The sequence below is a fragment of the Dongia sp. genome, from assembly GCF_041905885.1.
Lineage (GTDB): Bacteria > Pseudomonadota > Alphaproteobacteria > Dongiales > Dongiaceae > Dongia.
Map to the genome: position 1 here is coordinate 1 of NZ_JAYRKD010000008.1, position 24,934 is coordinate 24,934.

The 24,934-nt window shown below is 66.7% G+C and carries 23 protein-coding genes and 1 pseudogene; 8 read left to right on the forward strand and 16 right to left on the reverse strand.

Annotated elements, in window-relative coordinates; genetic code table 11:
* Together ACH2CY_RS10115 and ACH2CY_RS10120 are read right to left on the reverse strand one after the other, a co-directional pair.
* The coding region (locus ACH2CY_RS10115; RefSeq protein WP_395019029.1) for a transposase at window positions 1-145 on the reverse strand (145 nt) is incomplete at its 3' end.
* An 86-nt stretch (window positions 146-231) separates the two neighbouring features.
* Window positions 232-1,098, reverse strand: coding sequence for a LysR family transcriptional regulator (locus tag ACH2CY_RS10120; RefSeq protein ID WP_395018660.1), 867 nt, complete (start codon window positions 1,096-1,098; stop codon window positions 232-234).
* A 93-nt stretch (window positions 1,099-1,191) separates the two neighbouring features.
* On the opposite strand from ACH2CY_RS10120, the gene ACH2CY_RS10125 reads away from it, so the two are divergent.
* The gene (locus tag ACH2CY_RS10125; RefSeq protein WP_395018662.1) at window positions 1,192-1,785 is read left to right on the forward strand and encodes a LysE family translocator; all 594 of its coding nucleotides are present in this window, start codon (window positions 1,192-1,194) and stop codon (window positions 1,783-1,785) included.
* Here the strand turns inward: ACH2CY_RS10125 and ACH2CY_RS10130 are convergent.
* Window positions 1,782-2,222 carry a GFA family protein gene (locus ACH2CY_RS10130; RefSeq protein WP_395018663.1) on the reverse strand — a complete coding sequence of 147 codons (441 nt, stop codon included), beginning with the start codon at window positions 2,220-2,222 and terminating at the stop codon, window positions 1,782-1,784. The two genes, ACH2CY_RS10125 and ACH2CY_RS10130, sit on opposite strands and share 4 nt — an antisense overlap.
* Window positions 2,223-2,288: 66 nt before the next feature.
* Here ACH2CY_RS10130 and ACH2CY_RS10135 point away from each other — a divergent pair, with 66 nt between their 5' ends.
* Entirely contained in the window at window positions 2,289-2,720 is a 432-nt protein-coding gene (locus ACH2CY_RS10135) for a hypothetical protein (protein ID WP_395018665.1), read from the forward strand.
* Here ACH2CY_RS10135 and ACH2CY_RS10140 read toward each other — a convergent pair.
* The 5 genes from ACH2CY_RS10140 to petA form a co-directional block, all read right to left on the reverse strand.
* Entirely contained in the window at window positions 2,717-3,466 is a 750-nt protein-coding gene (locus ACH2CY_RS10140) for a class I SAM-dependent methyltransferase (protein WP_395018666.1), read from the reverse strand. The genes ACH2CY_RS10135 and ACH2CY_RS10140 overlap by 4 nt on opposite strands.
* Entirely contained in the window at window positions 3,463-4,326 is an 864-nt protein-coding gene (locus ACH2CY_RS10145; protein ID WP_395018668.1) for a VOC family protein, read from the reverse strand. The genes ACH2CY_RS10140 and ACH2CY_RS10145 overlap by 4 nt, the downstream gene beginning before the upstream one ends.
* A gap of 81 nt (window positions 4,327-4,407) precedes the next feature.
* Window positions 4,408-5,172 (reverse strand): cytochrome c1, encoded by a 765-nt coding sequence (locus tag ACH2CY_RS10150; protein WP_395018670.1) that lies wholly within the window; start codon window positions 5,170-5,172, stop codon window positions 4,408-4,410.
* A 4-nt stretch (window positions 5,173-5,176) separates the two neighbouring features.
* The gene (locus ACH2CY_RS10155; RefSeq protein WP_395018672.1) at window positions 5,177-6,544 is read right to left on the reverse strand and encodes a cytochrome bc complex cytochrome b subunit; all 1,368 of its coding nucleotides are present in this window, start codon (window positions 6,542-6,544) and stop codon (window positions 5,177-5,179) included.
* A gap of 13 nt (window positions 6,545-6,557) precedes the next feature.
* A complete protein-coding gene (gene petA / locus ACH2CY_RS10160; RefSeq protein ID WP_395018673.1) occupies window positions 6,558-7,145 on the reverse strand; it encodes a ubiquinol-cytochrome c reductase iron-sulfur subunit in 588 nt (195 codons plus the stop codon).
* 302 nt (window positions 7,146-7,447) lie between these two features.
* Here petA and ACH2CY_RS10165 point away from each other — a divergent pair, with 302 nt between their 5' ends.
* A complete protein-coding gene (locus tag ACH2CY_RS10165; RefSeq protein ID WP_395018675.1) occupies window positions 7,448-7,921 on the forward strand; it encodes a tRNA (cytidine(34)-2'-O)-methyltransferase in 474 nt (157 codons plus the stop codon).
* On the forward strand, window positions 7,918-8,790 hold the full coding sequence (hemF, locus tag ACH2CY_RS10170) for an oxygen-dependent coproporphyrinogen oxidase (RefSeq protein ID WP_395018677.1): 873 nt from the start codon (window positions 7,918-7,920) through the stop codon (window positions 8,788-8,790). Before ACH2CY_RS10165 ends, hemF begins: the two co-directional genes overlap by 4 nt.
* Window positions 8,791-8,799: 9 nt before the next feature.
* Here hemF and ACH2CY_RS10175 read toward each other — a convergent pair whose 3' ends face one another.
* The 8 genes and pseudogenes from ACH2CY_RS10175 to ACH2CY_RS10210 form a co-directional block, all read right to left on the reverse strand.
* The gene (locus tag ACH2CY_RS10175) at window positions 8,800-9,132 is read right to left on the reverse strand and encodes a hypothetical protein (protein ID WP_395018679.1); all 333 of its coding nucleotides are present in this window, start codon (window positions 9,130-9,132) and stop codon (window positions 8,800-8,802) included.
* A gap of 9 nt (window positions 9,133-9,141) precedes the next feature.
* Window positions 9,142-9,609 carry a hypothetical protein gene (locus ACH2CY_RS10180; protein ID WP_395018681.1) on the reverse strand — a complete coding sequence of 156 codons (468 nt, stop codon included), beginning with the start codon at window positions 9,607-9,609 and terminating at the stop codon, window positions 9,142-9,144.
* 179 nt (window positions 9,610-9,788) lie between these two features.
* A complete protein-coding gene (locus tag ACH2CY_RS10185; protein WP_395018683.1) occupies window positions 9,789-12,176 on the reverse strand; it encodes a cadherin-like domain-containing protein in 2,388 nt (795 codons plus the stop codon).
* A 236-nt stretch (window positions 12,177-12,412) separates the two neighbouring features.
* Window positions 12,413-14,782, reverse strand: a pseudogene (locus tag ACH2CY_RS10190) (transketolase).
* Between the two features lie 22 nt (window positions 14,783-14,804).
* Complete coding sequence (locus tag ACH2CY_RS10195) at window positions 14,805-15,554, reverse strand: hypothetical protein (RefSeq protein WP_395018685.1); 750 nt, start codon at window positions 15,552-15,554, stop codon at window positions 14,805-14,807.
* Complete coding sequence (locus ACH2CY_RS10200; protein ID WP_395018687.1) at window positions 15,551-16,771, reverse strand: CCA tRNA nucleotidyltransferase; 1,221 nt, start codon at window positions 16,769-16,771, stop codon at window positions 15,551-15,553. Before ACH2CY_RS10200 ends, ACH2CY_RS10195 begins: the two co-directional genes overlap by 4 nt.
* Window positions 16,768-17,421: a CoA pyrophosphatase gene (locus ACH2CY_RS10205; RefSeq protein WP_395018688.1), complete on the reverse strand. Its 654-nt coding sequence runs from the start codon at window positions 17,419-17,421 to the stop codon at window positions 16,768-16,770. Before ACH2CY_RS10205 ends, ACH2CY_RS10200 begins: the two co-directional genes overlap by 4 nt.
* Before the next feature lie 8 nt (window positions 17,422-17,429).
* Window positions 17,430-17,888 carry a DUF1285 domain-containing protein gene (locus ACH2CY_RS10210; protein ID WP_395018690.1) on the reverse strand — a complete coding sequence of 153 codons (459 nt, stop codon included), beginning with the start codon at window positions 17,886-17,888 and terminating at the stop codon, window positions 17,430-17,432.
* A 161-nt stretch (window positions 17,889-18,049) separates the two neighbouring features.
* On the opposite strand from ACH2CY_RS10210, the gene ACH2CY_RS10215 reads away from it, so the two are divergent.
* Genes ACH2CY_RS10215 through ACH2CY_RS10230 form a run of 4 tightly spaced genes read left to right on the forward strand, consistent with a single transcriptional unit; the run spans window position 18,050 to window position 24,922 of the window.
* Entirely contained in the window at window positions 18,050-19,099 is a 1,050-nt protein-coding gene (locus ACH2CY_RS10215) for an AAA family ATPase (protein WP_395018692.1), read from the forward strand.
* Between the two features lie 19 nt (window positions 19,100-19,118).
* On the forward strand, window positions 19,119-20,042 hold the full coding sequence (locus ACH2CY_RS10220) for a DUF58 domain-containing protein (protein ID WP_395018693.1): 924 nt from the start codon (window positions 19,119-19,121) through the stop codon (window positions 20,040-20,042).
* 30 nt (window positions 20,043-20,072) lie between these two features.
* A complete protein-coding gene (locus ACH2CY_RS10225; protein ID WP_395018694.1) occupies window positions 20,073-22,808 on the forward strand; it encodes a DUF4159 domain-containing protein in 2,736 nt (911 codons plus the stop codon).
* Window positions 22,805-24,922: a hypothetical protein gene (locus ACH2CY_RS10230; RefSeq protein WP_395018695.1), complete on the forward strand. Its 2,118-nt coding sequence runs from the start codon at window positions 22,805-22,807 to the stop codon at window positions 24,920-24,922. Before ACH2CY_RS10225 ends, ACH2CY_RS10230 begins: the two co-directional genes overlap by 4 nt.
* Window positions 24,923-24,934 lie beyond the last annotated feature (12 nt).

Below are 24,934 nucleotides of genomic sequence, written 5' to 3' on the forward strand. Positions count from 1 at the left end.
CCCGCCACGGTGAACCGGTCCGCAAGATGTAGAAGATGCCATTCAGGATCCGGCGATCGTCCTGCCGTGGCACGCCGCGCGGCTTGTTCGGCAGCAACGGCGCGATGATCGACCACTCCCGGTCTGACAAATCAAAGCGAGCCATGACCAAACTCCCTTTCGTCTAGGGAGTTTGAATCACAATCCCGACTTCGCGGGAATCCCCTTTATGAGTACAGAACCTAGTCTTGTCTAAGTATACCGCCGCTCGAAGCCTTCGCGGATGTGGCGGGCCAGTTCCTGGGCCACAGGGCTCATGCCGCTGGGCGAGGTCCTGAGGCTGATCAGGTGCTGCGAGAGCTTGGGCAAGCTGCCGTCGTCGATCACGTCGAGCCGCTCCGGCACGGTGCGCGAGAGGAAGGCGGCGATCGCCATGTCGGCTTCGAGCGTGGCGAAGACCGGCTCCAAACTGCCGACCTGGCAGATCGCCCGCCATTCGATCCCGGCCTTGGTCAGCGCCTGCACCGCCGAGGTGCGAAAGGCGCAGGTCTCGTTGCCGAGTGCCACCGGGAGCGGGCGCCGGCTCTGCGCGTCGCCGCCCTTGGCGCCGACCCAGACCAGGCGATCGGTCAGTAGCCGGTGATCGCGGGCGCCGAGCTTCGATTCCGTGAGCAGCGTCAGGTCGATCTCGCCGTCGAGCAGTTGGGCGGCGAGGCTCTTGCTGGTGTCGCTGACCAGGGTGACCAGCACATTGGGGTTGGCCTGGCGGAAGACCCGCAGGATCGGCGGCATCAGCATGGCGACCAGGTCATGCGGCACGCCGAGGCGCACCTCGCCGGAGAATTCCGCAGCGCGCATCTCGTTGACGATCTCGTCGTTGAGCGCAATCAGGCGCTGAGCCCGCACCATCAGGCGTTCCCCTTCTCGCGTGAGACGCATGAGGTCAGCGTCGCGCCGGAACAGGAGGCAGTCGAACAGGGTCTCCAGCCGCTTGATCTGCTGGCTGACCGCGCCCTGGCTCAGGTTCACCACCCGGGCGGCGGTGGTCATGCGCCCGGTATCGGCCACCGCCACGAAGGCGCGCAGCAGCCGCACGTCGATGTCGCGCAAGGTTTCCATATTAGGATCCATAATGGGATCGTTCAGAACAATTCGATTTTCTAATGGAGATCGCGGCGCTATTCAAGCCCGGCATTTCATAGGGGGCTTGCGATGAACTGGACGGCGATCGGTCTTTTCCTGCTGGCGGCGGTGGCCTTGCTGGGCTCGCCGGGTCCCGGCATCGCGGCTTTGCTCGCGGTGACGCGCGGCGGCGGCTTGCGCGCGGGGCTGCGCTATTACGCCGGGCTGCAGGTCGGCTTGGCCTTGGCGGCGGGATTGAGCGCCGCCGGCTTGTTCTCGCTGCTGGCCGCCTTCCCCGTGCTGCTGAAGGCGGCGTCGATCGCGGCGGTGCTCTACCTGGTCTGGCTCGCCTGGAAGATCGGCACGGCGCCGGTCGCCGCGGCGGGAAATGCCGGCATCTCCGCCTCCGCGGCCGGCGGCTTCTTCCTCGGCATCACCAATCCCAAGGCCTATCTCGCCTTCGCCTCGCTGATGGCCTCGACCACCCTGATCGGCGGCGGCGCCTCAGCCGACGCGGCACTGAAATGGGCCATCGTCGTCGGCGTGATCCTGGTGGTCGACATGGCCTGGGTGCTGCTGGGGGCGCTGCTGCACCGCGCCACCCTGCCGCCGCGGATCGAGCGAGGAATGAACATCGCCTTCGGCGCCTCGATCCTGGTCGCGGCCTTGCCGGCGCTGTTCTAGACCGGCTCTTCCGGAAACTGCTGGGCGCCTTCCGGGATGACTACGCCGGGAAGCTTGCGCGAGGTCCAGATGTGGATCGCCTGGGAGAGGTCGGGCGGCGTATCGAGCGAACCGCCCTTCAGGGTCAGCCAGTCGGCGCCGCTCTCCGGCCGGTGCCAGAGCCGGGAACCACAGTCGGGGCAGAAGGCGCAGACCAGCCGCTTGCCGCTGTCGGTGTCGCGAGTCCAGAACCTCGGCACGCCCTGGATCACGTTCAGTCCGACCCGCGGCAGCTCGACCGATATGCCGAAGGCTGAGGCGGATTGCCGGCGGCATTCCCGGCAGTGGCAGACATAGACGGCGGTCGGCGTGCCGCTGTGCTCATAGCGGACTGCGCCGCATTGGCAGCGGCCGGTGATCATGGCTTGGTCCTTGGTTCGCGGCGCTTGGTCCAGCATACTCGCTTCGCCGATGGGCCACAGTCTTTTCCCCTGGTGCGCATGATAGGCCGGATCTGCAGAACGATGATGATGCTGGCGCTTTGCGCCGGCCCGCTCCCCGGTTGCAGCGTTCTCGGCAACGTCTACAGCGTCCAGAACCACATCGCCTGTCCGCCGATGACCGACCTGGAACTCCGGGCCGAGCTGCAACGGGACGCCGAAGGCATTTCCCGGCTGGTCGGCCAGCCGGTCCAGTCCTTCCAGGACGACGCAGAGAGCCTCATCCTCAACATCCGCGTGCCCAACAAGGCGCCGTCTTCCTTCTGGTACGGCCCCCAACCGGTGGACGTCCGGATGTCGACATACGGCCAGGAACTCTTCATCGCGGTGCACAAGGCCAATGACGCCGTCGAGGACGAGACGGTGCGCGAGGTCCAGGCGGCGGTCGAAAAGACCGTTGCGGCGTCACGCTGCCGGATCACCAGCTCCTCGGTCTCGCAGTTCGACCCGATCTAGGCGATGAGTCGCGCGACGATGACGATCTCGCGCGCCGCCGGGGTGAAGGGCTGGCAATCGTAGTCGCCATAGCAATGCTCGACCGCGAGGCCGGCCGGCATCATCGCGTCCCAGATTTCCTCGGGCGAGGAGAAGCGCAGGCGGAAGTCCGAGCGCAGGCTCTTGCCGCTGCCGAGGATGCGGTAGTGCTCTTCGACATCGAGGATGCGATCGGCATTCATCCGGGCATCGTTCCAGATCTCGACCGGACCGTAGGCGACGGTTTCCTGCACGCGGAAGGAGGCCGGACCCGGCACCCATTCCCGCCATTCCTGCTTGGCCGGGTTGCGGCTCTCGAAGGCGAAGCGGCCGCCGGGTGCGAGATGCGCGGCGGCGGTGCGGAACAAGGCGACCTGGTCGGCCTCGGTGAGGAAGGCCTGGAAGGCATTCCCGGTCATGATGATGAGGTCGAATTCCCGGTCGAGCCTGACGCTGCGCGCGTCGCCCTCCAGCCATTCGACGCGTTCGCCGCGGGTCTTGCGGCGCGCGACCTCGAGCATGGGTGTCGCCGGATCGATGCCGACCCCGCTGCCGTCGATCGCCTCAACGATGCCGCGCGTGAGCAGGCCGGTGCCGCAGCCGAGGTCCAGCAGAGTCTTCGCGCCGCTGCGCAAGGCGAGGTCGCGGTAGAAGTCCGAGCTCGCGTCCCAGACATTCTCGTCGTCGTAGAGGGCGGCGAGCTCCGGCTGGTTGTAGTGGTCGCTCACAACTGCACGAACTCGATGATGCAGCCGTTGGCGACTTCCGGGGGAACCAGGCAGCCCTTGCCGGTCTTCTCGACCGGGACGTGGCGGTCCTTGAGGAAGTCGCGGCAGCGGGCCTTGTCGGCGACCTCGATCTTCATCGCGGCGACCCAGGGCGTCGCATGCTCGGGCAGCGGCAGCAGCGCGTCGTAGAGCGTCTTCAGCGACTTCGGCGTCACGAAGCGCAAGGCGCCGGCGCCGGTATCGACCACGGTCATCGCGTCGGAGACCTGGATCCGGTCCGGGCCGAACAGCGGCAGGTAGCCGATCACAGTGCGGACCGGATCCTCGGTCACGATGGTGACCGAGATCAGCCGCCGCGCGCGGTTGGCGTGGCGCAGCCATTCCGGGCGGCGGATCAGCTCCGGCGTCAGGTGATGGGTGACGAAGGCGTTGAGGCTGGGCGTTGCCTCGCGGTCGAGGTAGAGCAGCTCGAATTCCGGCAGGACCTCGCCCTCGGGCAGCTCCAGCTTGCGTTTCAGGCCCTTCGGGCCCTCGAACACGACGCCGGAATCCTTCAGCGCCTCGGCGCATTGTCGCGGGTTGTCGGTGCCGAAGGCAAGGCCCATCAGGCCTTCGCGCTTCTTCAGGAAGACGTCGAGGTTGTTCAGGAACTGGCTGGGATCGACGACGCCGAGGAGCTCGATATAGCCGCTCTCCAGCATGATGCAGTAGTTGCCGGTGCCCCAGCCGATATGGCGGCCGCGCGGGGTGCACGTGAAGCCGAGCGTCTCCCAGACGCCGCGGGCCGCCTCGAGATCGCGCACGCCGACCAGCGTGTGATCGATACCGGTGATGGCTTCAGCGGCATGATCGAACTTCATGCTTCCCCCGAAATGGAACCGCCCCCGGTGCTATGAGGCATCGGGGGCGGTTGGATCATGGGCACGGACCACGCCGGCCGGTCAGTGGATTTTCGACCAGACCTTGCGCTTCACCGCGTAGAACAGCAGCGTGAACACGACCAGGAACAACACCGCCTTCAAGCCGGTGAGGTGCCGCGATTCCAGATTGGGCTCGCCGGCCCAGGTCAGGAAGACGGCGACGTCGTGGGACTGCTTCTCCAGCTCGTCGCCGCTCAAGGGCTGCGGCATCGCGATCTGGTGGCCGCGGAAGTATTCGTTGTAGTTCATGCCCTCGCCGAGCTTGAAGCCGGCGGGCGGCTCGACGTAGCCGGTCAGGATGGCGTGGATGTAGTCCGCGCCTTCATAGCCGAGGAAGCCCTTGCCGCCGCGCGAGCGCGCGATCAGCGAGAGATCCGGCGGCAGCGCGCCGTTGTTGGCCGCGCGGGCCGCCTGCTCGTTCGGGAACGGCGCCTTGAAGGCGTCGCTGGCCTTGCCCGCGCGTTCGAACATCTCGCCCGCCTCGTTCGGGCCGTCGGTCACCTGGACCGAGGCGGCGATCTCCTTCACCTCGTCCGCGGTGAAGCCGATCTGCTCCAGGTTGCGGTAGGACATCAGGTTCATCGAATGGCAGGCCGAGCAGACGTCCTTGTAGACCTGGAAGCCGGCCTTCAGCTCGTCCTGCTTGAACTTGCCGAAGAAGCCCTGGAACGACCACTCCTCTTTCGGGATGTGGACTTCCTCATGCGGCGCCGCGGCGATGAAGAGGACGGCGACCACCGCGCTGACGATGGCCATGCCGTTGAGAAGGATGGAACGCTTTTTCATGGTCTTAGGCCTTCTCCGTCGCCGGCTTCTGCATCGCGCCCTTGCTGTCGCCTTCCAGCACCGCCTTGCTGATCGAGAGCGGCAGCGGCAGCGTCCGCTCGAAGATCGAGAGCAGCGGCAGGATCACCAGGAAGAAGCCGAAGTAGTAGAGCGTGCCGAGCTGGCCCAGGAAGATGATCTGGATGCCGAAATGCCCGCCGGCGAAGTTGACCGGCCAGAGCGCATCGACCGATTCGAGGCCGGTGCCCTTGATCAGCTCTTCCGGCGGAACGATCGTGAACTCGAACGGCAGCCAATAGTTGGCGGGCGCGTACTTGCCGCAGAACATCAGGATCGCGCAGACGAAGACCAGGGTCCAGAAGAAGCGCTTGAAGGCCGGGCGGTAGGCGCCCGATCGGACCGGCGAGCGGTCGAGCCAAGGCAGGATGAACAGCACGGCGATCGAGGCACCCATGGCGAGCACGCCGGTGAGCTTGTCCGGGATCGAGCGCAGGATCGCGTAGAACGGCAGGAAGTACCATTCCGGCACGATGTGCTCCGGCGTCGACAGCGGATTGGCCGGGATGAAGTTGTCGGGATCGCCGAGCGCCACCGGCGCGAAGAACACCCAGAAGGCATAGAACAGCATGAAGATGCCGAGCCCGTACATGTCCTTCACCGTGTAGTACGGGTGGAACGGGATCGAGTCCTGCGGACCCTTCATGTCGATGCCGGTCGGGTTGTTCGAGCCGAAGCGGTGCAGCGCGATGATGTGGATCACCACCACGCCCAGGATCACGAAGGGCAGCAGGTAGTGCAGCGAGAAGAAGCGGTTCAAGGTCGGGTTATCGACCGAGAAGCCGCCCCAGAGCAGCGTCACGATCTTGCCGCCGACCACGGGCAGCGCCGAGAACAGGTTGGTGATGACGGTGGCGCCCCAGAAGCTCATCTGGCCCCAGGGCAGCACGTAGCCCATGAAGGCGGTCGCCATCATCAAGAGCAGGATCAGCACGCCGATGATCCACAAGAGTTCGCGCGGCGCCTTGAAGGATCCGTAGTAGAGGCCGCGGAAGATGTGGATATAGACCGCGATGAAGAACATCGAGGCGCCGTTCATATGGAGGTAGCGCAGCATCCATCCATAGTTGACGTCGCGCATGATGCGCTCGACCGAGTTGAAGGCATGGTCAACATGCGGCGTGTACTGCATGGCGAGGAAGATGCCGGTGGCGATCATCACCATCAGCATGAAGCCGGCGATCGAGCCGAAATTCCACCAGTAGCTGAGGTTCTTCGGGGTCGGGTAGTCGTTCGCCTCGTGCTGCAGGTAGGAGAAGACCGGCAGGCGATGGTCGATCCAGCGAATGACGGGGTTCTTGAAAACGGCGGCCATGTTCGCTGTCCCCTCAGCCGATCTTCACGTTGGTGTCGTTGGTGAACGCGTAGAGCGGCACCTCGAGGTCGAGCGGCGCGGGGCCCTTCCGGATGCGGCCCGAGGTGTCGTATTGCGAGCCGTGGCAGGGGCAGTACCAGCCGCCGAACTCGCCCTTCGGGTCCGAAGGCTTCTGCCCGAGCGGCACGCAGCCGAGGTGGGTGCAGACGCCGACCAGGATCAGCCATTCCGGCTTCTGGACGCGGCTGGCATCGGTCTGCGGATCCTTGAGGCCGGCCGGGTTGGAAAGGATGGTCTTCGGGTTGGCGGGGTCGACCTCGGGGTCGTCCTTCTTCGCGGCTTCGATTTCTTCCGGGGTGCGGTGGCGGATGAAGACCGGCTTGCCGCGCCACTTCACGGTGATCGCCTGGCCGAGCTGGACGCCGGAGATATCGACCTCGATCGAGCTGAGGGCCAGCACGTCGCCGGACGGGTTCAAGCTGCTGATGAATGGCCAGGCGACCGCAAGGCCACCGAAGGCCGCCGCCGATGCCGACATCAGATAGAGGAAGTCGCGGCGCGTACCACCCGCGCCTTGCGCCGATTGCGCGTGATCCGCCATATGCACTGCCCTCGTCCCGAACCCGCTTCGCCGATGACGGCGGAACGCCGACCGGTGCGGGCTTGTAAAACCCAAAGATCTACAAGGGTTATAACATCGGTCCGACCGCCGGATGGCCGCGGGAATTGCGACAAAGCGCCGCATAATTCACTAGCAAAATCAACCACTCAGGCAGGCGGAACCGGTCGCTTCCCCGCCGATCCCGGGCATGGGTATAAAGGAAATCCGACGGGTTGCAAAGCACGGCATTCTCCCCCTTACGCCGGGTGTCGCAGCCCCGAAACGCCCAACAAGGACCCCCGATGCGGCTCGCCCTCTACCAGCCGGATATCCCACAAAACACCGGCGCCATACTGCGGCTGGCCGCCTGTTTCGGGCTTGGCGTCGATGTCATCCTGCCGGCCGGCTTCGTCTTCGACGACAAGCGGATGCGGAGGGCGGGCATGGACTATATCGACCAGGTGGAGATCGCCCGGCATGCCTCCTGGGGGGCCTATCTCGAGTCGCGAAACGATCCGCGCGGAAAGCTGGTGCTGCTGACCACCAAGGGCGAGCGCGCCTATACCGATTTCGCCTTCGGCCCCGAGGATACGCTGCTGGTCGGCCGGGAGAGCAGCGGCGTCCCCGCCGAGGTGGCCGCGGCCGCCGACGCAAGGCTGGTCATCCCGATGCGGCCGGGCCTGCGCAGCCTCAACGTCGCCATGGCGGCGGCGATCGTCACCGGCGAAGCGGTGCGGCAATTGAGCGAATCGAAGACCGCGCGCAGGGCATCATGAGCGATTACCCGACGGATCACCGCGAACAGGCGGCGGCTTGGTTTCGCGCGCTGCGGGACGGCATCTGCGCAGCGTTCGAGCAGGTCGAGGACGAGCTCATCGGGAGCGATCGCCCGGCGGGGCGGTTCGAGCGCAAGGAATGGACGCGGCCCGACCCGGAAGCGGGCGAAGGCCCTGGGGACGGCGGTGGCGGCGAGATGTCGATCATGCGCGGCCGGGTGTTCGAGAAGGTCGGCGTCAACATCTCGACCGTGCACGGCACCTTCAGCCCGGAGTTCCGGAAGTCGATCCGGGGCGCCGCCGGCGACGGGAAGTTCTGGGCGAGCGGCATCAGCCTGGTTGCGCATATGCATTCGCCGCTGGTGCCGGCGGTGCATATGAACACGCGGCACATCGTGACCTCGACCGCCTGGTTCGGCGGCGGCGCCGATCTGACGCCGACCTTTCCCGACGCGGAAGACACCGCGGCTTTTCATGCAGCGCTGGAGGCTGCCTGCAGGCAAAGTCCGGCCGGCGACTATCCGCGCTTCAAGAAATGGTGCGACGAGTATTTCTACCTGCCGCATCGCGAGGAGGCGCGCGGGGTCGGCGGGATCTTCTACGACAACATCAACACCGGTGACTGGAAAGCCGACATGGGCCTGACCGGGGCGGTCGGCGAGGCCTTCCTCGATATCTATCCGAAGATCGTCCGCCGGCATATGCACGAGCGCTGGACGCCGGAGCAGCGCCGCGCGCTCCTGGTCAAGCGCGGCCGCTATGTCGAGTTCAACCTGATCTACGACCGCGGCACGTTGTTCGGCCTGAAGACCGGCGGCAACACGGAAGCGATCCTGATGTCGCTGCCACCCGAGGTGATCTGGCCCTAGCCCCTGCGATTAAGGGGTGATGTCGATGTTCGGGTCGGTCGCAGCCAGCCGGACCGGCACGTCGATCGGCGTTCCGTCCCGCTCGGCCACATGGACGGTCAGATTCCCGGCATCATCAAGCACCTGAAAAAATCCTTTAAGGAATATTGTGGCGCCATCCTCAACGATGACGAGGTAGCCGCCGACATCCACCATCCACATCTCTTCGGTATCGTCGAAAGGCAGAATGACGGTATCGCCGGCCTCGACCGGGACACAGGCTATTGGCGGCTGCTCCGGAAGGGGAATGCGAATGACGTGATCCGCTGAGTGTTCGGCCAAGTTGTAGTGGTTACATTCCATCGGCGCCCCCTATTGCCCCGTGCCCGCTGCCGCGAGCAGCCCAGCTGTATCGTCCTGACGGCCGATTGCAGCCAGCTCATGTAAGGTCACGCCGCCTTCGAACGGCTGGTAGATTCCGCCGCCGCCGTAGAAAACCGGTGGCTCGGGAACGTATCCGCAAACTTGCACGCCGAGGTTCGGGTCGGTCATTGCCAGCACCAGGGCGACGTCGAGCGGCTTGCCGTCGCTGGTCTCGACGATGACCGGATGGTCGAGATCTTCCACGGCCTTGGCGAAGCCCTGGAGGATGACGGTGTCGCCATGACCCCGGAAGGCCAGGTTGCCGGAGCCTTCCTTCGCTTCCAGCATAACCTCGGGACCGAACGGCAGGATCACGGTGTCGCCGGCCTCGACCGGCACGCGGACGACCGTTTCGTCGGGCGGGAAGACCACCGCGATCGGTTGTTCGCTCGAGGGTTTTGCGACCCGGTCGCTCATTGACGCCTCCCGATCCCTCTCCTGCCAGCACGAGGATACGCCCGCGCCGGCAGAGATCATCGTCGCATCGTAGTTAATGCTGGAAGGTCAGCGCGCGGCGAAATGCGCGACCGCACGCAAAGCAAAATCCCCGCGCCGGGGCGCGGGGATCTGCAATCGATCGACCGATGACGCGTGCCTTACGGCGCGTCCGCGTTCAGGTGGACGTTGGCCGTCGGGATGGCGTTCGAGACCATCACATAGGCATCGGCCGTGCCGGCGTTGCCGTTGGTCGTCTCGTGGGCGTAAACGCTGTAGCCGTTCACGTCGAGGCCGGTATCGACCCAGCCGGTACCCACGCCGTCCTTGCTGATCGAGAGATAGAGTTGATCCACGGCGTCGCCGTCGATGCGGACCGCGTCCTTCTCGTTGGTGAACAGGCCGCCCGGCGTGATGGTGTGGTCGGAAAGCCCGATCACCGTCGCCGCGCCGATGGTCAGGCTCTGCGCACCCGCACCGCCGTCGGCCGCCGCGACCGAGATGGTCTCGATGCTGTCGAAATGCTTGATGTCGGTGGTGATGAAGTTGACGTTGTGGTCGCTGACGAGGACGTCACCGCGGGTGGCGGCGGTGGCGAGGTCGTTGCTGTTGACGATCGAATCGTCGCCGCCCTGCACGACGTCGCCGTTGTGGTAGACCACGGTGTCGTCGCCGTCGCCGCCGAAGATCAAGTCCTTGCCGCCCTTGCCGTCGATCTTGTCGCCGGCGGCGCCGCTGACGATGATCTCGTGCGCCGCGGTGCCGGTGAGGTCACCGCCGTCCTGGTTGTTGACGGTGGCGACCGCCTTGCTGCCGTCGTTGACGGTGTAGTTGAAGCTGCCGCCAAGCGTGGCATTGTCCAAGAATTCGATGCTGCCGTTTTGGCCCGCACCGAAAAAATGGGTAAGCGTTGAGTATCCGGTGCCGGTGGTGGCGTCCGTCACATCCTCGGTGCTGGAATCCTTGTCGTTGGCCAGCACCGCCCATTCCGGGACGCTGAAGGCAGCGCTGGCGCCGACATTGGTGAGGATGACGTCATTGACCGCATCCACCGCATCGGCCTTGCCGGTGATCTCCAGGACCACGTCCTTGCCGCTGGTGCCGCCATGCTCGTCGGTGATGGTGAACTTGATGGTGAAGCTCGCCGTCTCGCCGGGAGCGAGATAGTCGTACTTGCCGAGGGTGTCGAACTGCAGCTTCTTGAGGACCGGGTCATAGCTCACGCCCTCGGGCAGCGTGTTCGGGTCCACCGTGATCGTGAACTTGGTGTCATCGGGATCGGCGATGACCCAGTTCAGCTCCGCCCCGTGGTTGGGGGTGTCCTCGTTGAAGTTGGTCTTGAAGAAGCCGGTGGTCCATTCCGGCGGGGCATCGACATAGAGGGTCACTGTCCCCTCGCTGAAGCCGCCGTTGCCGTCGCTGATCGTGTACTTGAAGGTGTCGGGGCCGAAGTAGCCGGCGTTCGGCGTGTAGTCGAAGCTGCCGTCGCTGTAGGCGTTCAGCGTGCCGTGGGCGGGCGACTGGGTGATCGTTGTCGCGATGATGGTATCGCCGTCGACATCCGTGTCGTTTTTCGTGAACCCGTCAGCAGCGGTGACGACCAGCTTGGTGTCCTTGATCGCGAGATAGCTGTCGGGATTGGCGACCGGGTCGTCGTTCACCGGGTTGACGGTGATGCTGACGGTCGCGGTGGTGGTGCCGCCTTTGCCGTCGCTGGCGTCGTAGGTGAAGCTGTCGGGGCCGTTGTAGTCCTTGTCCGGCGTGTAGGTGAAGCTGCCGTCGGCATTGACGACGACACTGCCATGCGCGCCCTGGGTGAAGGCCGTGACCGTCAGCGGGTCGCCGTCCGGGTCGCTGTCGTTGCTCAGAACGCCGGTGCCGGCCGCCACGACCAGCTTCACATCCTCGTCGGTGCTGTAGGCGTCGTCGGTGGTGATCGGCGTGGCATTGATCTCGGCGAGGCCGAACAGCTTGAACAGCGTGCCGGTCTGATCGACCGTGCCGCCGCCCAGCCCATCCGTGCCGTCCTGGGCGCCGGCGCCCTGGAAGCCGCCGAGGCCGCCGGCCTCGCCGAATTGCGTGAGGATGCCGCCCGTGTTGTCGGCGCCCTGCCCTTGCGGGCCGGCAGCCGGACCGGCCGCGGTCTGAATGTCGATGTTGGGATCGGTCGAGGCGAGGATGGTCGCGATGTCGAGCGGCTGGCCGTTATTGGCCTCGATCACCGGCGCGGCCTGGCCGGCGGCTTCGACATAGCCCTGCAGGATGACGGTGACGTCGCCGACCTTGATCGCGAGATTGCCGTTGTCGATCCGGGCCAGGAACTGCGCATCGGGCGGGAACGGGAGTTCCACCACCTCGCCCGGCGCCACCGGGACGCGGACGATGTTCTCGCCCTGGGGGATCAGAACCTGGGCGGCGTCGAAGGGACGAGTCAGGACATCGCCCTGCTCAGTCCCGCTGGATGGGACGGCTGCGATCTGGTTGTCGCCGGTGGCCGAGCCGGCCATCATATCGCTCGTCTCGGTTTCGAAAATCAGATCGTTGTCCATGCTCAGTCTCCAGCTGAAACCGGCGGCCGAACGCGGGCGGCGCACCACTCACCCTTAGATGAGAGCGCCTTATCGATGAATCGATCGCGCCCCTGACGAAGGTCAATTTAAAGCGCGTCGGGCTTACACCAGAAGCGAATTGGAGGGCTTGACTCCGCTTCCCCGATGGGCTTGTTCACATTTTGGTGTGAGCGTTTGCATTTTAGGAAGTTTTGCGGCGATTTTGCCGCATCGGGTCACCGAACCAGCTTGAACGGGGCCTTCTGATCGCTCGAAATCCGCTCCGCAGCGGTTCGGATTGAGCCCGAATCGATGCCGAAATGACGGTAGAGATCGGCCACGGTTCCGGTCTGGCCGAAATGCTCGACGCCCAGCGGATGCACGCGATGGCCATAGACGCCGCCGAGCCAGGAGAGCGTGGCCGGATGTCCGTCCATCACGGTGACGAAGGCCGCGTAGGAGGGCACGCCCCTCAGCAGGCGCTCGATATGCGATTCGGCGTGGCGGAGCCCACGCTGGCGCGCCCGCACCGCGGCCGACCAGCCGGCGTTCAGGCGATCGGTGGAGGTGATGGCGAGCAAGCCGATGTCGCGCCAGGCCTCGCCCATCAACCCGACCGCTTCGATCGCTTCGGGCGCGACCGCGCCGGTATAGGCGATGACCGCGCTGCAGTTTGGCCCGGGCTCGCGCAGCCAGTAGCCGCCGTCGATGATCGCGCGCTCGAGTTCCGGCGTCATCTTGCGCGCGGGCTGCTCGATCTGGCGGGTCGACAGCCTGAGATAGATGGAGCCGCCGGTCTCGTCGCGCAGCCAGTTGCGCTCGTTGGGATCGCCCTCGCCGCCGCGCTGGATATAGGCGAAGGCCCATTTCAGGATGACCGCGAGCTCATCGACGAAGGCGGGCTCGAAGGCAGCGAGCCCATCCTGCGCCAAGCCGATCAGCGGCGTTGCAATCGACTGATGCGCGCCGCCTTCCGGCGCCAAGGTGACGCCGGACGGTGTCGCCACCAGGATGAAGCGCGCATCCTGGTAGCAGGCATAGTTCAAGGCATCGAGGCCGCGGCTGATGAAGGGATCGTAAAGCGTGCCGATCGGGATCAGTCGCTCGCCGTTGATGCTGTGCGAGAGGCCGAGCGCCGAGAGCATGATGAAGAGATTCATCTCGGCGATGCCGAGCTCGAGATGCTGGCCCGACGGCCCGAACTCCCATTTCTGCGCCGAGGCGATGCGCTCCTCGCGGAAGGTGTCGGCCATGCTGGCTCGGGCGAACAGGCCGCGGCGGTTGACCCAAGGACCGAGATTGGTCGAGACGGTCACGTCCGGCGAGGTCGTCACGATGCGCTGCGCCAGTGCGGAATCGGCGCGGCCGATCTCGTTCAGGATCTGGCCGAAGCCCATCTGCGTCGAGGTCACCGGCTGCGCGGCGATGGCGAATTCCGGCACCGGCACGGCGGCGCTGCTGAGCCGGCGGTTGCCGCCCTGCGCGAAGGGCGTGCGGTCGAGATAGGCCTGCAACGCCGCATGCGAGGCGGTGAGGCCTTCGAAGCGCTCCCATTCATGGCCTTCGCGCACGTTCATGGCGGTGCGGAAGTTTTCCATCTGCGCCGGCGTCATCAGGCCCGAATGGTTGTCCTTGTGCCCGGCCAAGGGCAGGCCGAAGCCCTTGATGGTGTAGGCGATGAAGCAGGTCGGTCGATCATGCTTGGAGGCTTCGGCGAAGGCTCTGAGCAGGCTCGGCCGGTCATGGCCGGCGAGATTGGTCATCAAAGCCGCGAGCTCCGCGTCGGAGCGTTTGGCGATCAGGCGCGTGACCTCGCCCTGGTCGCCGAGCTCGTCCTCCAGGCGTTTGCGCCAGCCGGCGCCGCCCTAGAAGGTCAGCGCCGAATAGAGCTGGTTCGGACAGCGGTCGATCCATTCGCGCAGGCGCTCGCCGCCGGGCTCCTGGAAAGCGGCTTCGAGCAGCGTGCCGTATTTGAGAATAACGACGTCCCAGCCGAAGGTCTTGAAGATCTCCTCGAAGCGCTGCCAGAGACCCTCGCGCACGTTGGCATCGAGGGACTGGCGATTGTAATCGACGATCCACCAGGTGTTGCGGAGGCCCTGCTTCCAGCCTTCGAGCAAAGCCTCAAAGATATTGCCCTCGTCGAGCTCGGCATCGCCGACCAGCGCGATCATGCGGCCCTCGCGGCGGCCTTTTGCCCAGCCCTTGGCCTTCACATAGTCCTGCACGATCGAGGAGAAGAGAGTCTGCGCGACGCCGAGGCCCACCGAGCCGGTGGAGAAGTCGACGTCGTCGCTGTCCTTGGTGCGCGAGGGATAGCTCTGCGCGCCCTTGTAGCCGCGGAAGTGCTCGAGCTTCTCGCGGCTCTGTTTGCCGAGCAGGTACTGGATCGCGTGGAAGATCGGCGAGGCATGCGGCTTCACCGCGACCCGGTCCTCCGGGCGCAGCACCTCGAAATAGAGCGCCGCCATGATGGTCGCGAGCGAGGCCGAGGAGGCCTGATGCCCGCCGACCTTCATCCCATCCTCGTTCTCGCGGATGTGGTTGGCGTTGTGGATGGTCCAGGCGGCGAGCCAGAGGATCTTCTTCTCGAGTTCGCCCAGCAGATCGTGTGCCAAGACCGTTCCCTCAATCGCCGTTGTAGAAGAAGCCCTCGATGTCGGTCGCCTGCTGGCTCTGCTCCAGCGCCGCCCAGCCGACGAGACCGAAGCGGTTGCGCAGCAGGAAGAAGTCGCCGTCCTGCAGCAGCACCTCGACGAAGCCGCCCTGGTCGATCGTGGCGACGATGCCCGATTTCTGCTTGTCCGCATAGAGCGTCAAAGGACGGAGCGCCGCCGATCGGAAGCCGGCATAGGCGAAGGGCTGGGCGACCAGCTGCAGTTTGCCGTCCTTCCGGCAGGTGAGCGCGCGGGCGTAGAACAGGTTGTTGGTATGGCCGGCGCTGTAGACGCAACCGTCGCCCGGAATGACGAACAGGGTGCCGGGGATCGCCGTGCCCGGCGTGTCGGGATCCTGCGAGGCCGAGAGCACGCATTGCGGATCGTTGCTGCCGCCGGAATCGCAACGCAGAACCAGGTAGTCCTTGTCCTCGGCGCTGAGCTTCACATCCAGCGGATAGGCCATATAGACGCCGGCCTCTTCGTAGAACTTCTTGTACTTCTCCTCATCCGGCGGGAGCTTCGGCGCGCGCGCGAGGCGCTTGTCGGTGATGAGGGTGATCTTCTGGATCGCCGGGTCGAAGACCACGTCCTTCGTGAGTCGGTATTCGGCGGCCACCAGGCTCTTCGCTTCGCCGAGATTCATGACGCTGTCCTCCGCCAGCGCCACGCCCGGCAGCATCAGCAGCAGAAGCACGCCGAGCCAATGAAACCTCTTCATCTCTTCCCCCCGATGCGGCGCTTCAGCTCCGCGATGCATTGCGCGCGATCGGGGGCGAAGTCGCCGGCGATCCACCAGTCTTCCAGCTCCTTCAGGATGCGGCCGATCTCCGGTCCGGCGGGCACGCCGAGTGCCGAGACGTCGCGGCCCTTCGCCGGCAGTTCCGGGCGCGGCCAGTCGCGCACGATCTCGAAGGCGCGCCGGGCGTCGACTTCCGGCTCGGCCCAATCGGTGAGCAGCAGGTCGAGCGCCAGGGCGTTGCCGAGGTCGTAGATCTCTCGCCGCACCAGGTGCGCATCGCCCATGGCGAATTCCGGGCGCGCGGCGCTGACGGCGATCACCCGATCACGCTCGGCATTCGAGAGCTTCAGCGTTTCGGCGACCGCGGGGCCGGCGCCGGTCACGGTGAGCGCCGCCAGCCGGCGCACCGGATCCTGCGGCACCTTCAAGCGGGATTCGAGTGCCGCCACCTTGGCCATGCGGTCGATCGTGGTCCCCGGCGGCAGGAAGGCGGCGACAATGCCCTCGGCCAGCATGGCGCGCCAGGTCTCGACACCGCGCCGCGCCACCAGCAGCTTCAGGGTTTCCTGGCGCAGGCGTTCGCCGGAGAGGGATTTGAGCTCCGCCTTCAACGCGCGCGCCGCGTCGAGCGCGGGCGGATCGAAATCGCCGGAAGCATAGTCGGCGTGGAAGCGGAAATAGCGCAGGATGCGCAGATAGTCCTCGCGCATGCGGTCCTCGGGCGCGCCGACGAAACGCACGCGGCCGGCCTTCAGGTCGGCGATGCCGTCGAAGTAGTCGTAGACCTTGCCGTCGGCATCGGCGGAGAGCGCGTTCATGGTGAGGTCGCGCCGGCCTGCGTCCTCGCGCCAGTCGTCGGTGAAGGCGACGGTGGCATGGCGGCCGAAGGTCTCGACGTCGCGGCGCAAGGTGGTGACCTCGATGCCGGTATGCTCGGCGATCACCGTGACGGTGCCGTGGTCGATGCCGGTCGGCGCGTGCTTGAGGCCCGCGGCTTCGGCGGCTTTGATGACGGCGGCGGGTTCCAGCGGCGTTGCGATGTCGATGTCGCGGATCCTGCGACCGAGCAATCCATCGCGCACACAGCCGCCGACGAATCGCGGGGTTCCGCCCGCGCGCTCCAGCGCCCGGTAGACCTGGCGCGCGGCGCCGGTCGTCATCCAGTCCTGCGGGAAAGTGCCGAGCGTGGCGGTCATGATGCGCGCAGCACCTCGGCAAGGTTGCTGAGCATTCCGGCGGTCGCGCCCCAGATGTAATAGCCGGGCCAGGGATAGACGTAGAAGAAGCGCTCGGCGCCCTGCCAGACCCGGCTCTCGGTGCGGCGGTTGCCGGCGTCGAGGAAGAAGCCCAGCGGCACCTCGAAGACCTCGGCGACCTCGAAGGGATCGGGCACCAGGGCGATCGGCGGCATCACCAGGCCGACCCAGGGGATGACCGCGAATCCGGTCCGGGTCACGTAGGTGTCGAGCCGGCCCACCAGATCGACGCGCTGTGGGTCGAGGCCGACCTCCTCCTTGGCCTCGCGCAAGGCGGCGGCGGCGGCGTCGCGGTCTTCCGGGTCGACCCGGCCGCCCGGGAAGCTCACCTGGCCGGCATGGTCGTGGAGATGGTCGGTGCGCTTGGTCAGCAGCACCGTCAGCCCGTCCGGGCGATCGATCAAAGGAACGAGAACGGCCGCCGCGGTCAGCGCGCGGTCCGGGTGCATGCCGGGGTTGAGGTCATGGTCGCCGCGCTGCGCCTCTGCCTTGAGATCGAAGACGCGCGGGGCCGGCGGCGTGGTGCCGGGTGCGGAACGGATGCCGGGGGCCGCCTGGCCGAGGCGCTGGATCACTTCGCTGCGTTGCATGACGGATATTAGGCGTCGATCCGCCCCAGCGGGAAGAAGCGACCGCAGCTCCAGACGCCGAGCTGCTCGGCGCCGTCGCTGGTGCGGAATTCCCCCCATTCGACCAAGTGATAATAGACCGGGCGCAGGATCCGTGCCTCCAGCCCGTCGCGCACCGTAATATAAGGCCGCGGCCCGCCGCTCGCCGGATCGTGATCGACGCGAATCGGGTGCGACTCGTCGGCTGTCACAATGTCATCGACATTCGTCCGGAAGGTGAGCCGGCGCTCCGGTCCCTCACCCGATGCGTCGACTTCGACGGCGACGAAGGGCGCGTCATCAACCAGGATGCGGCCGCGTTCGACCGGCGTCACCAGCCAGAACTCGCCATTTTCCCGCCGCAATACCGTGGAGAATAGCTTCACCAGCGGTTTGCGGCCGATCGGCGAGCCCCGATAGAACCAGGTCCCGTCGCGGGCGATTCGCATGTCGAAGTCCCCACAGCTTGGCAACTGGGAGAAATCCGGCGCGTTGGTGGAACGTCCCGCGCCGGCTGACGACCCGTCCGTGTGTGCGGCCCGGCATAACCAATTGGACAGGCCGCCGGATGTAGGATTACGCTGCATTATCAAAGCTTCAACAGCCAAGGATGTCCCAGGTGGCGATCACGGAGAATAGCATCGGCGCGACCCCGTTAGCATCCGGCGCCGCAGGGCAGCCGAGCCCCGACCTCGCCGGCGAAATGGAGCAGATCCATAAACGCCTGGAGGCGGTGCGCCGCAACATCGGCCAGGTCATTTTCGGACAAGAGCAGACGGTCGAGCAATCGCTGATCTCGATCCTGGCCGGCGGCCATGTGCTGCTGATCGGCGTCCCCGGCCTGGCCAAGACCAAGCTGGTGGATTGCCTCGGCCGCGTGCTCGGCCTCGACACCCGCCGGGTGCAATGCACCCCCGACCTGATGCCGGCAGACATCATCGGCTCGGAAGTGCTGGAAGAGGGTGAATCCGGCCGCCGTTCCTTCCGCTTCATTCCGGGCCCGGTCTTCTGCCAGCTGCTGATGGCCGACGAAATCAACCGCGCCAGCCCGCGCACCCAGTCGGCGCTGTTGCAGGCGATGCAGGAGCATCGGGTCTCGGTCGCCGGGCAGACGCATCAGCTGCCGCAGCCTTTCCATGTGCTCGCGACCCAGAACCCGCTGGAGCAGGAAGGCACCTATCCGCTGCCCGAGGCGCAGCTCGACCGCTTCCTGCTGCAGATCGACGTCGACTATCCGGCGCTCGCGGCCGAGCGGCAGATGCTCATCGTCACCACCGGCTCGATGGACCAGGAGCCGCAGGCGGTGATGAACGGCGACGAGCTCATGAAGGCGCAGCGCATCGTCCGGCGCATTCCCGTCGGCGATAAGGTGCTGGACGCGATCCTGAAGATGGTGCGCGCCGGGCGTTCCGGCGAAGGCGAGTTGACCGATGTCACCAAGCATCTCGCCTGGGGCCCGGGACCGCGCGCCGGCCAGGCGCTGATGCTGGCGACCCGCGCCCGCGCGCTGCTGCAGGGGCGCCTCAGCCCGTCGATCGACGACGTGGTGGCGCTGGCCCACCCCGTGCTGAGACATCGCATCGCGCTCACCTACAGCGCGCGCGCGGAAGGCGTCACCTTGGCGGCGGTCATCGACAAGCTCGTCGCCCTGCTCGGCTGAGCCAGCCCGGTTCGAAGCAATGTCAGTGGCGATCACGGCAGATCGGGCAAAGGCGGAGTCGGCGGCCATCGCCGGCCGGCTGCCGCCGCTCCTGATCGCGGCCGAACGCATCGCCGCCACCGTCACGCAGGGCGTGCACGGGCGGCGGCGGGTCGGCAGCGGCGATGTGTTCTGGCAGCACCGTCCCTATTACCCGGGCGACGAGCTGAAGCGGCTCGATTGGCGGCAGTCCGCGAAGTCCGACAAGATCTATCTCCGCCAGATGGAATGGTCGGCGGCGCAGACCGTCTATCTCTGGTGCGATCTCTCGCCCTCGATGGACTACGGCAGCAAGAAAGACCTGCCGACCAAGGCCGAGCGTTCGCTGGTATTGCTGCTGGCGCTTTCGAACGTGCTGGCGCGTGCCGGCGAGCGCGTCGCGCTGCTGGGCGATCCCGAGCCGCCGATCTCCGGCCGCGCCGTCGCAGAGCGCCTCGCCGACCGGCTGCAGCACCGCACGCAAGTGGCGCAAAGCCATGCCAACGACAGCGATGCCGAGCGCAGCCTGCCGCCGCCGGTGCTGCTGCCCGCGCATGCGCATGCGGTGATGATCAGCGACTTCCTGCAGCCGATCGAGGAATTCCGGGCGCTGATCGAGCGGTTCGCGGCGCGCGACGTGCGCGGCCATCTGCTGCAGGTGCTGGATCCCGCCGAGGTGGCGATGCCGTTCCTCGGCCGGGTGCGCTTCAAGGGGCTGGAGCGCGAGGGCGAGTTGCTGATGAGCCGGGTCGAATCGATCCGCGACCAGTATCTCAACAAGCTCGACGCGCATCGCGAAGAGCTGCGCACCCTGGCGCGCCATGCCGGGTGGAGCTTCTCGACCCACGTGACCGATGCGCCGGGCGCGCCGGCCTTGCTGGCGCTCTATCAATGGCTCGCCGCCGACAAGAGGTTCCGGGCATGATGGGGACCCAATCATGTTAGGCCTCCAATCATGCTAGGTCTGGGCGGTCTCGCCTTCGTCTCGCCCTGGCTGCTGGTGGGCTTGGCCGCGCTGCCGGTGCTGTGGTGGCTGCTGCGCCTGACGCCGCCGGCGCCGAAGCGCATCCCCTTCCCCGCCATCCGCCTGCTGTTCGGGCTACTGCCGAAGGAAGAGACGCCGCACCGGACGCCCTGGTGGCTGATCCTGCTGCGCCTCGCCATCGCGGCCTTGCTGATTGTCGGTCTCTCGCATCCGCTCTGGAATGCGGCGCAGCCTTTTCCGCGTTCCGGCCCGCTCATGCTGGTGCTGGATGACGGCTGGGCCTCGGGCCCGGGCTGGGGCGAGCGCCAGGCCTTCGGCCAGGAGCTCATCGCCGAAGCCGAGCGCGAGAAGCGCGGCGTCATCCTGCTCACCACCGCACCGCAGCCCAACGGCCAGATGCGGCCGATCTCGCTGCTTTCGGCGGACCAGGCGGCGGCGCAGCTGGCGGCTTTGCAGCCCTCGCCCTGGCCGGTCGATCGCGCCAAGGCGCTGGAGCTGTTGCAAGCCGCCGATTTCGCCAAGGACCTCAACACCGTCTGGCTGAGCGACGGGCTCGCCGATGCGAATCCGGCGAACGACCGCGCGCTGCAGGACGGGTTGGCGCAGCGCGGCCAGGTGCAGGTGATGAACGACGGGCCGGGCGCGGTGCCGATCCTGCTGCAGGAACCCGAGCTGCGGCCGCAGGGTATCACGCTCCGCGCCGCGCGCACGGTCGCCGGTGCCCCGCAGCGGGTCAACGTGCGGGTGCTCGACCGCGAGAACCACAGCCTCGGTCTGGTGACGGTGGACTTCAAACCGGCCGATCTCGTCGCCACCGCGAATGTCGACCTGCCGATCGAGCTCCGGAGCCGCGCCAGCCAGCTGACCTTGGAAGGCGGGCAGTCGGCGGGTTCGGTCGCGCTGCTGGACGATGCCGGCGGACGCAAGCCGATCGGCGTCGTCACCGACAACGCGACGCTCGGCAGCCAGCCGCTGCTGGGCGAGCTCTATTACCTTCAGCGCGCGCTTGCCCCGAACAACGAGGTCCGGGTCGGCGATCTCGCCACACTGACCGCGCAGCCGATCTCGATGATCATCCTGCCTGACCAGACCGCGCTCTCGCCGGAGAACCGCGCCAGCCTGCAGAAATGGGTCGAGCGCGGCGGCATGCTGGTACGCTTCGCGGGAGAGCGGCTCTCGTCGACGCCGGACGACACCTTGGTCCCGGCGCGGCTGCGCCAGGGCGACCGCATCCTCGGCGGCGCGCTCTCCTGGTCGCAGCCGACCACGCTCGATAACTTCCCGTCGAGCTCGCCCTTCGCCGGCCTCGCCGTGCCGAAGGACATCCACGTGCAGCGCCAAGTGCTGGCCGAGCCGGCGATCGATCTCGGCTCCAAGACCTGGGCCCGGCTCGCCGACGGCACGCCGCTCGTCACCGGCGCCAAGACCGGCCAGGGCTATCTCGTCCTCTTCCATGTCAGCGCCAACGCGGAATGGTCGGACCTGGCGCTCTCGGGCCTCTTCGTGCAGATGCTGGAGCGGCTGATCGATCTCGCCGCCGGCGCCCCCGCCGCCGATGTCGATGCGCAGAAGCCGCTGCCGCCGGTCGCCATGCTCGACGGCTTCGGGCGTCTCGCCGGCGTGCCGGCGGGTGTGCTGCCGATCTCCGGCAAGGACCTCAACGATTCCAAGATCGGGCCGCAGCATCCGCCGGGCTTCTACGGCGAGAGCAAGGCGCGGCTGGCACTCAACTTGAGCGGATCGGTGAAGGCGCTCAAGCCGCTCGGTCTCGCCGCGCAGCCGCTGACCCGCGCGCATAGCATCGACTTCAAGCCCTGGCTGCTGGCCGCCGCCTTCCTGCTGCTGATCGGCGACCTGCTGATCGCGCTGGCCTTGCGCGGGCTGCTGATCCGGCCGACGGTGCGCGGCGCCGCCGGCGCCGCCGTCGTGCTGCTCGCGGTGATGCTCGCCGCGTCGCCGGACGCCCGGGCGCAGTCGAAAGAGAGCGACGAGCAGATCATCGCGGCGACCGACGCCGCGCATCTCGCCTATGTGCGCACCGGCGCGCCCGAGGTCGATGCCACCAGCCGCGCCGGGTTGAAGGGCTTGACCGAGGTGCTGTTGCAGCGGACCTCGGCCGACGTCGGCGATCCGGTCGGCGTCGATCTCGAGACCGACGACCTCACCTTCTATCCGATGCTCTACTGGCCGATCAGCGGCAGCCAGCGCCAGCCCTCAGCCGCCGCGATCGACCGGCTGAACAAGTATCTCGCGGGCGGCGGCCTGATCTTCTTCGACACCGCCGACCAGAATGTCTCGGGCCTGGGCGGCAGCGTCGGGCCGGGCGCCATGCGCCTGCAGGAGTTGACCCAGGGCATGGACATCCCGCCGCTGGTCCCGGTGCCGGCCGACCATGTGCTGACCCGCGCCTTCTATCTGTTGAAGGATTTCCCCGGCCGCTGGATCGGCGGCTCGCTCTGGGTCGAATCGGCCAACAGCCGGATCAACGACGGCGTTTCCACCGTGGTGGTCGGCAGCAACGATTACGCCAGCGCCTGGGCGGTGGATGATTACGGCCAGGCGCTCTATGCGGTGACGCCCGGCGGCGAACGGCAGCGCGAGATGGCCTATCGCTTCGGCGTCAACATCGTGATGTACGCGATGACCGGCAACTACAAGTCGGACCAGGTCCACGTGCCGGCGATTCTCGAGCGGTTAGGCCAATGAACGGATTGATCACCATCGGCGCCTATTCGATCGCGCTGAACCCGATCCTGCCCTGGGCGCTCTTGATCGCGCTGGGTGTTCTCTATGGCGGGCTGATCCTGTTCGCGCTGGCCCGGCAGGCGCGCGGCACCACCTGGCGCGTGGTCGCCGGGCTGCTGCTGGTGTTCGCCTTGCTCGATCCCTCGCTGGTCGAGGAGCAGCGCAATTACCAGAAGGATATCGCGGTGGTGCTGGTCGATCGCTCGCCCAGCCAGAATCTCGGCAACCGGGCCCGCGAGACCAACGACGCGCTGGCCGAGGTGAAGCGCCAGCTGGCACTGCTGCCCAATCTCGAGGTGCGGGTAATCGAGGGCGGCAGCGGCCCGGACACCGCCGAGAAGGGCACCGAGCTGATGGGGGTGCTGCAGCGCGGCCTCGCCGACGTGCCGCTGCGGCGCCTGGCCGGCGTCATCACCATCAGCGACGGCCAGGTGCATGACCTGCCGGCGATTGCCGCCAACGATGCCAATGGCCAGGGGGGCGCCAAGAGTGCGCTCGGCTTCGACGCGCCGATCCATCTCTTGATGACCGGCAATCCGAAACAGGGCGACCGCCGCCTGATGCTGACCGAGGCGCCGAGCTTCGGCCTGGTCGGCAAGCCGGTCGAGATGAAGTTCAAGGTCGACGATCTCGGCAGCGACAGCGGCGGCACGGCGGAGGTCACGATCCGGCGCGACGGCCAGGCGCTGCCGCCGGTCTCGGTGCCGGTCGGCCAGGAGCAGACCCTGCAGCTCCCGCTCGAGCATGGCGGCCAGACGGTGTTCGAGATCACCGCCGAGGACGGGACCGAGGAGATCACCAAGATCAACAACACCGCCGTGCTCTCGGTCAACGGCGTGCGCGATCGCCTGAAAGTGCTGCTGATCTCCGGCGAGCCCTATCCCGGCGAGCGGGTCTGGCGCAATTTGCTGAAGTCGGATCCTTCGGTCGATCTCATCCACTTCACCATCCTGCGGCCGCCCAACAAGCAGGACGCGACGCCGATCAACGAGCTGGCGCTGATCTCCTTCCCGATCGACGAGCTGTTCGACACCAAGCTGAAGCAGTTCGACCTGATCATCTTCGACCGCTTCCAGCATCTCGGGATCCTGCCGGAGGAGTATTTCTTCCACATCGTCGATTATGTGAAGAACGGCGGCGCGGTGCTGGAATCCGCCGGCCCCAGCTCGGCCGGCCAGTTCAGCCTTTACCGGACGCCGCTGCAGGAGATCTTCTCCGCGGCACCGACCGGCGACGTCATCACCCGCGGCTACAAGCCGAGCCTGACCGAGCTCGGCAAGCGCCATCCCGTCACGGCGGATCTCGTCAAGAACGATGCCGACCAGGAGAAATGGGGTCGCTGGTTCCGCCAGATCGTGGCCACCACCCGCGGCGGCAACACGCTGATGAACGGCGCCGATGGATTGCCGCTGCTGGTGCTGGACCGGATCGGCAAGGGCCGGGTCGCCGAGCTCTTCTCCGACCAGCTCTGGCTCTGGTCCAAAGGCTTCGAGGGCGGCGGGCCGCAGGCGGAACTGATCCGCCGCATCGGCCACTGGCTGATGCAGGAGCCGGATCTGGAGGAAGAGGATCTCCGCGCCACGGTGATCGACGGCAAGCTCGAGGTGCAGCGCCGCAGCCTGGGCGCGCAGCCGGCGACGGTGGACGCGACCGCGCCGGACGGCAAGGTGACCAAGCTGAAGCTCGGCGATATCGGCCATGGCAAGGCCACCGCCGAAATGCCGGCGCCGGACCAGGGCCTCTACCGCGTGACCGACGGACAGAAGGAGGCGTTCGCCGCTTCGGGCGCCTTGAACTCGCTGGAATACCGCGACCCGCGCGCCAGCGCCGAGCCAATGGCGCAGCTCATCTCGGCGACCGGCGGCGGCGTGCAGATCTACGAGGAAGCCGGCTGGCCGACCCTGCGCCAGGTCTCGGCCAAGTCCGAGCGGGCGGGCCGCGGCTGGTTCGGGCTGAAGCAGAACCAGGATTATGTGGTGACCGGCATCGACCAGTCGCCGCTGATTCCGGCCTGGGCGGCGCTGGTGCTGTCGCTGGGCGCGGTGCTGCTGGCCTGGAAGCGCGAGGGGCGGTAGCCTTTAAATATC

Coding starts and splice junctions, on each gene's coding strand:
- petA (WP_395018673.1), bottom strand. CDS start 7,145: ATGGCGGATCACGCGCAATCGGCGCAAGGCGCGGGTGGTACGCGCCGC.
- ACH2CY_RS10165 (WP_395018675.1), top strand. CDS start 7,448: ATGCGGCTCGCCCTCTACCAGCCGGATATCCCACAAAACACCGGCGCC.
- ACH2CY_RS10135 (WP_395018665.1), top strand. CDS start 2,289: ATGATGATGCTGGCGCTTTGCGCCGGCCCGCTCCCCGGTTGCAGCGTT.
- ACH2CY_RS10150 (WP_395018670.1), bottom strand. CDS start 5,172: ATGAAAAAGCGTTCCATCCTTCTCAACGGCATGGCCATCGTCAGCGCG.
- ACH2CY_RS10185 (WP_395018683.1), bottom strand. CDS start 12,176: ATGGACAACGATCTGATTTTCGAAACCGAGACGAGCGATATGATGGCC.
- ACH2CY_RS10120 (WP_395018660.1), bottom strand. CDS start 1,098: ATGGAAACCTTGCGCGACATCGACGTGCGGCTGCTGCGCGCCTTCGTG.
- ACH2CY_RS10180 (WP_395018681.1), bottom strand. CDS start 9,609: ATGAGCGACCGGGTCGCAAAACCCTCGAGCGAACAACCGATCGCGGTG.
- ACH2CY_RS10200 (WP_395018687.1), bottom strand. CDS start 16,771: ATGACCGCCACGCTCGGCACTTTCCCGCAGGACTGGATGACGACCGGC.
- hemF (WP_395018677.1), top strand. CDS start 7,918: ATGAGCGATTACCCGACGGATCACCGCGAACAGGCGGCGGCTTGGTTT.
- ACH2CY_RS10210 (WP_395018690.1), bottom strand. CDS start 17,888: ATGCGAATCGCCCGCGACGGGACCTGGTTCTATCGGGGCTCGCCGATC.
- ACH2CY_RS10195 (WP_395018685.1), bottom strand. CDS start 15,554: ATGAAGAGGTTTCATTGGCTCGGCGTGCTTCTGCTGCTGATGCTGCCG.
- ACH2CY_RS10230 (WP_395018695.1), top strand. CDS start 22,805: ATGAACGGATTGATCACCATCGGCGCCTATTCGATCGCGCTGAACCCG.
- ACH2CY_RS10130 (WP_395018663.1), bottom strand. CDS start 2,222: ATGCTGGACCAAGCGCCGCGAACCAAGGACCAAGCCATGATCACCGGC.
- ACH2CY_RS10145 (WP_395018668.1), bottom strand. CDS start 4,326: ATGAAGTTCGATCATGCCGCTGAAGCCATCACCGGTATCGATCACACG.
- ACH2CY_RS10175 (WP_395018679.1), bottom strand. CDS start 9,132: ATGGAATGTAACCACTACAACTTGGCCGAACACTCAGCGGATCACGTC.
- ACH2CY_RS10220 (WP_395018693.1), top strand. CDS start 19,119: ATGTCAGTGGCGATCACGGCAGATCGGGCAAAGGCGGAGTCGGCGGCC.
- ACH2CY_RS10215 (WP_395018692.1), top strand. CDS start 18,050: ATGTCCCAGGTGGCGATCACGGAGAATAGCATCGGCGCGACCCCGTTA.
- ACH2CY_RS10225 (WP_395018694.1), top strand. CDS start 20,073: ATGCTAGGTCTGGGCGGTCTCGCCTTCGTCTCGCCCTGGCTGCTGGTG.
- ACH2CY_RS10125 (WP_395018662.1), top strand. CDS start 1,192: ATGAACTGGACGGCGATCGGTCTTTTCCTGCTGGCGGCGGTGGCCTTG.
- ACH2CY_RS10155 (WP_395018672.1), bottom strand. CDS start 6,544: ATGGCCGCCGTTTTCAAGAACCCCGTCATTCGCTGGATCGACCATCGC.
- ACH2CY_RS10205 (WP_395018688.1), bottom strand. CDS start 17,421: ATGCAACGCAGCGAAGTGATCCAGCGCCTCGGCCAGGCGGCCCCCGGC.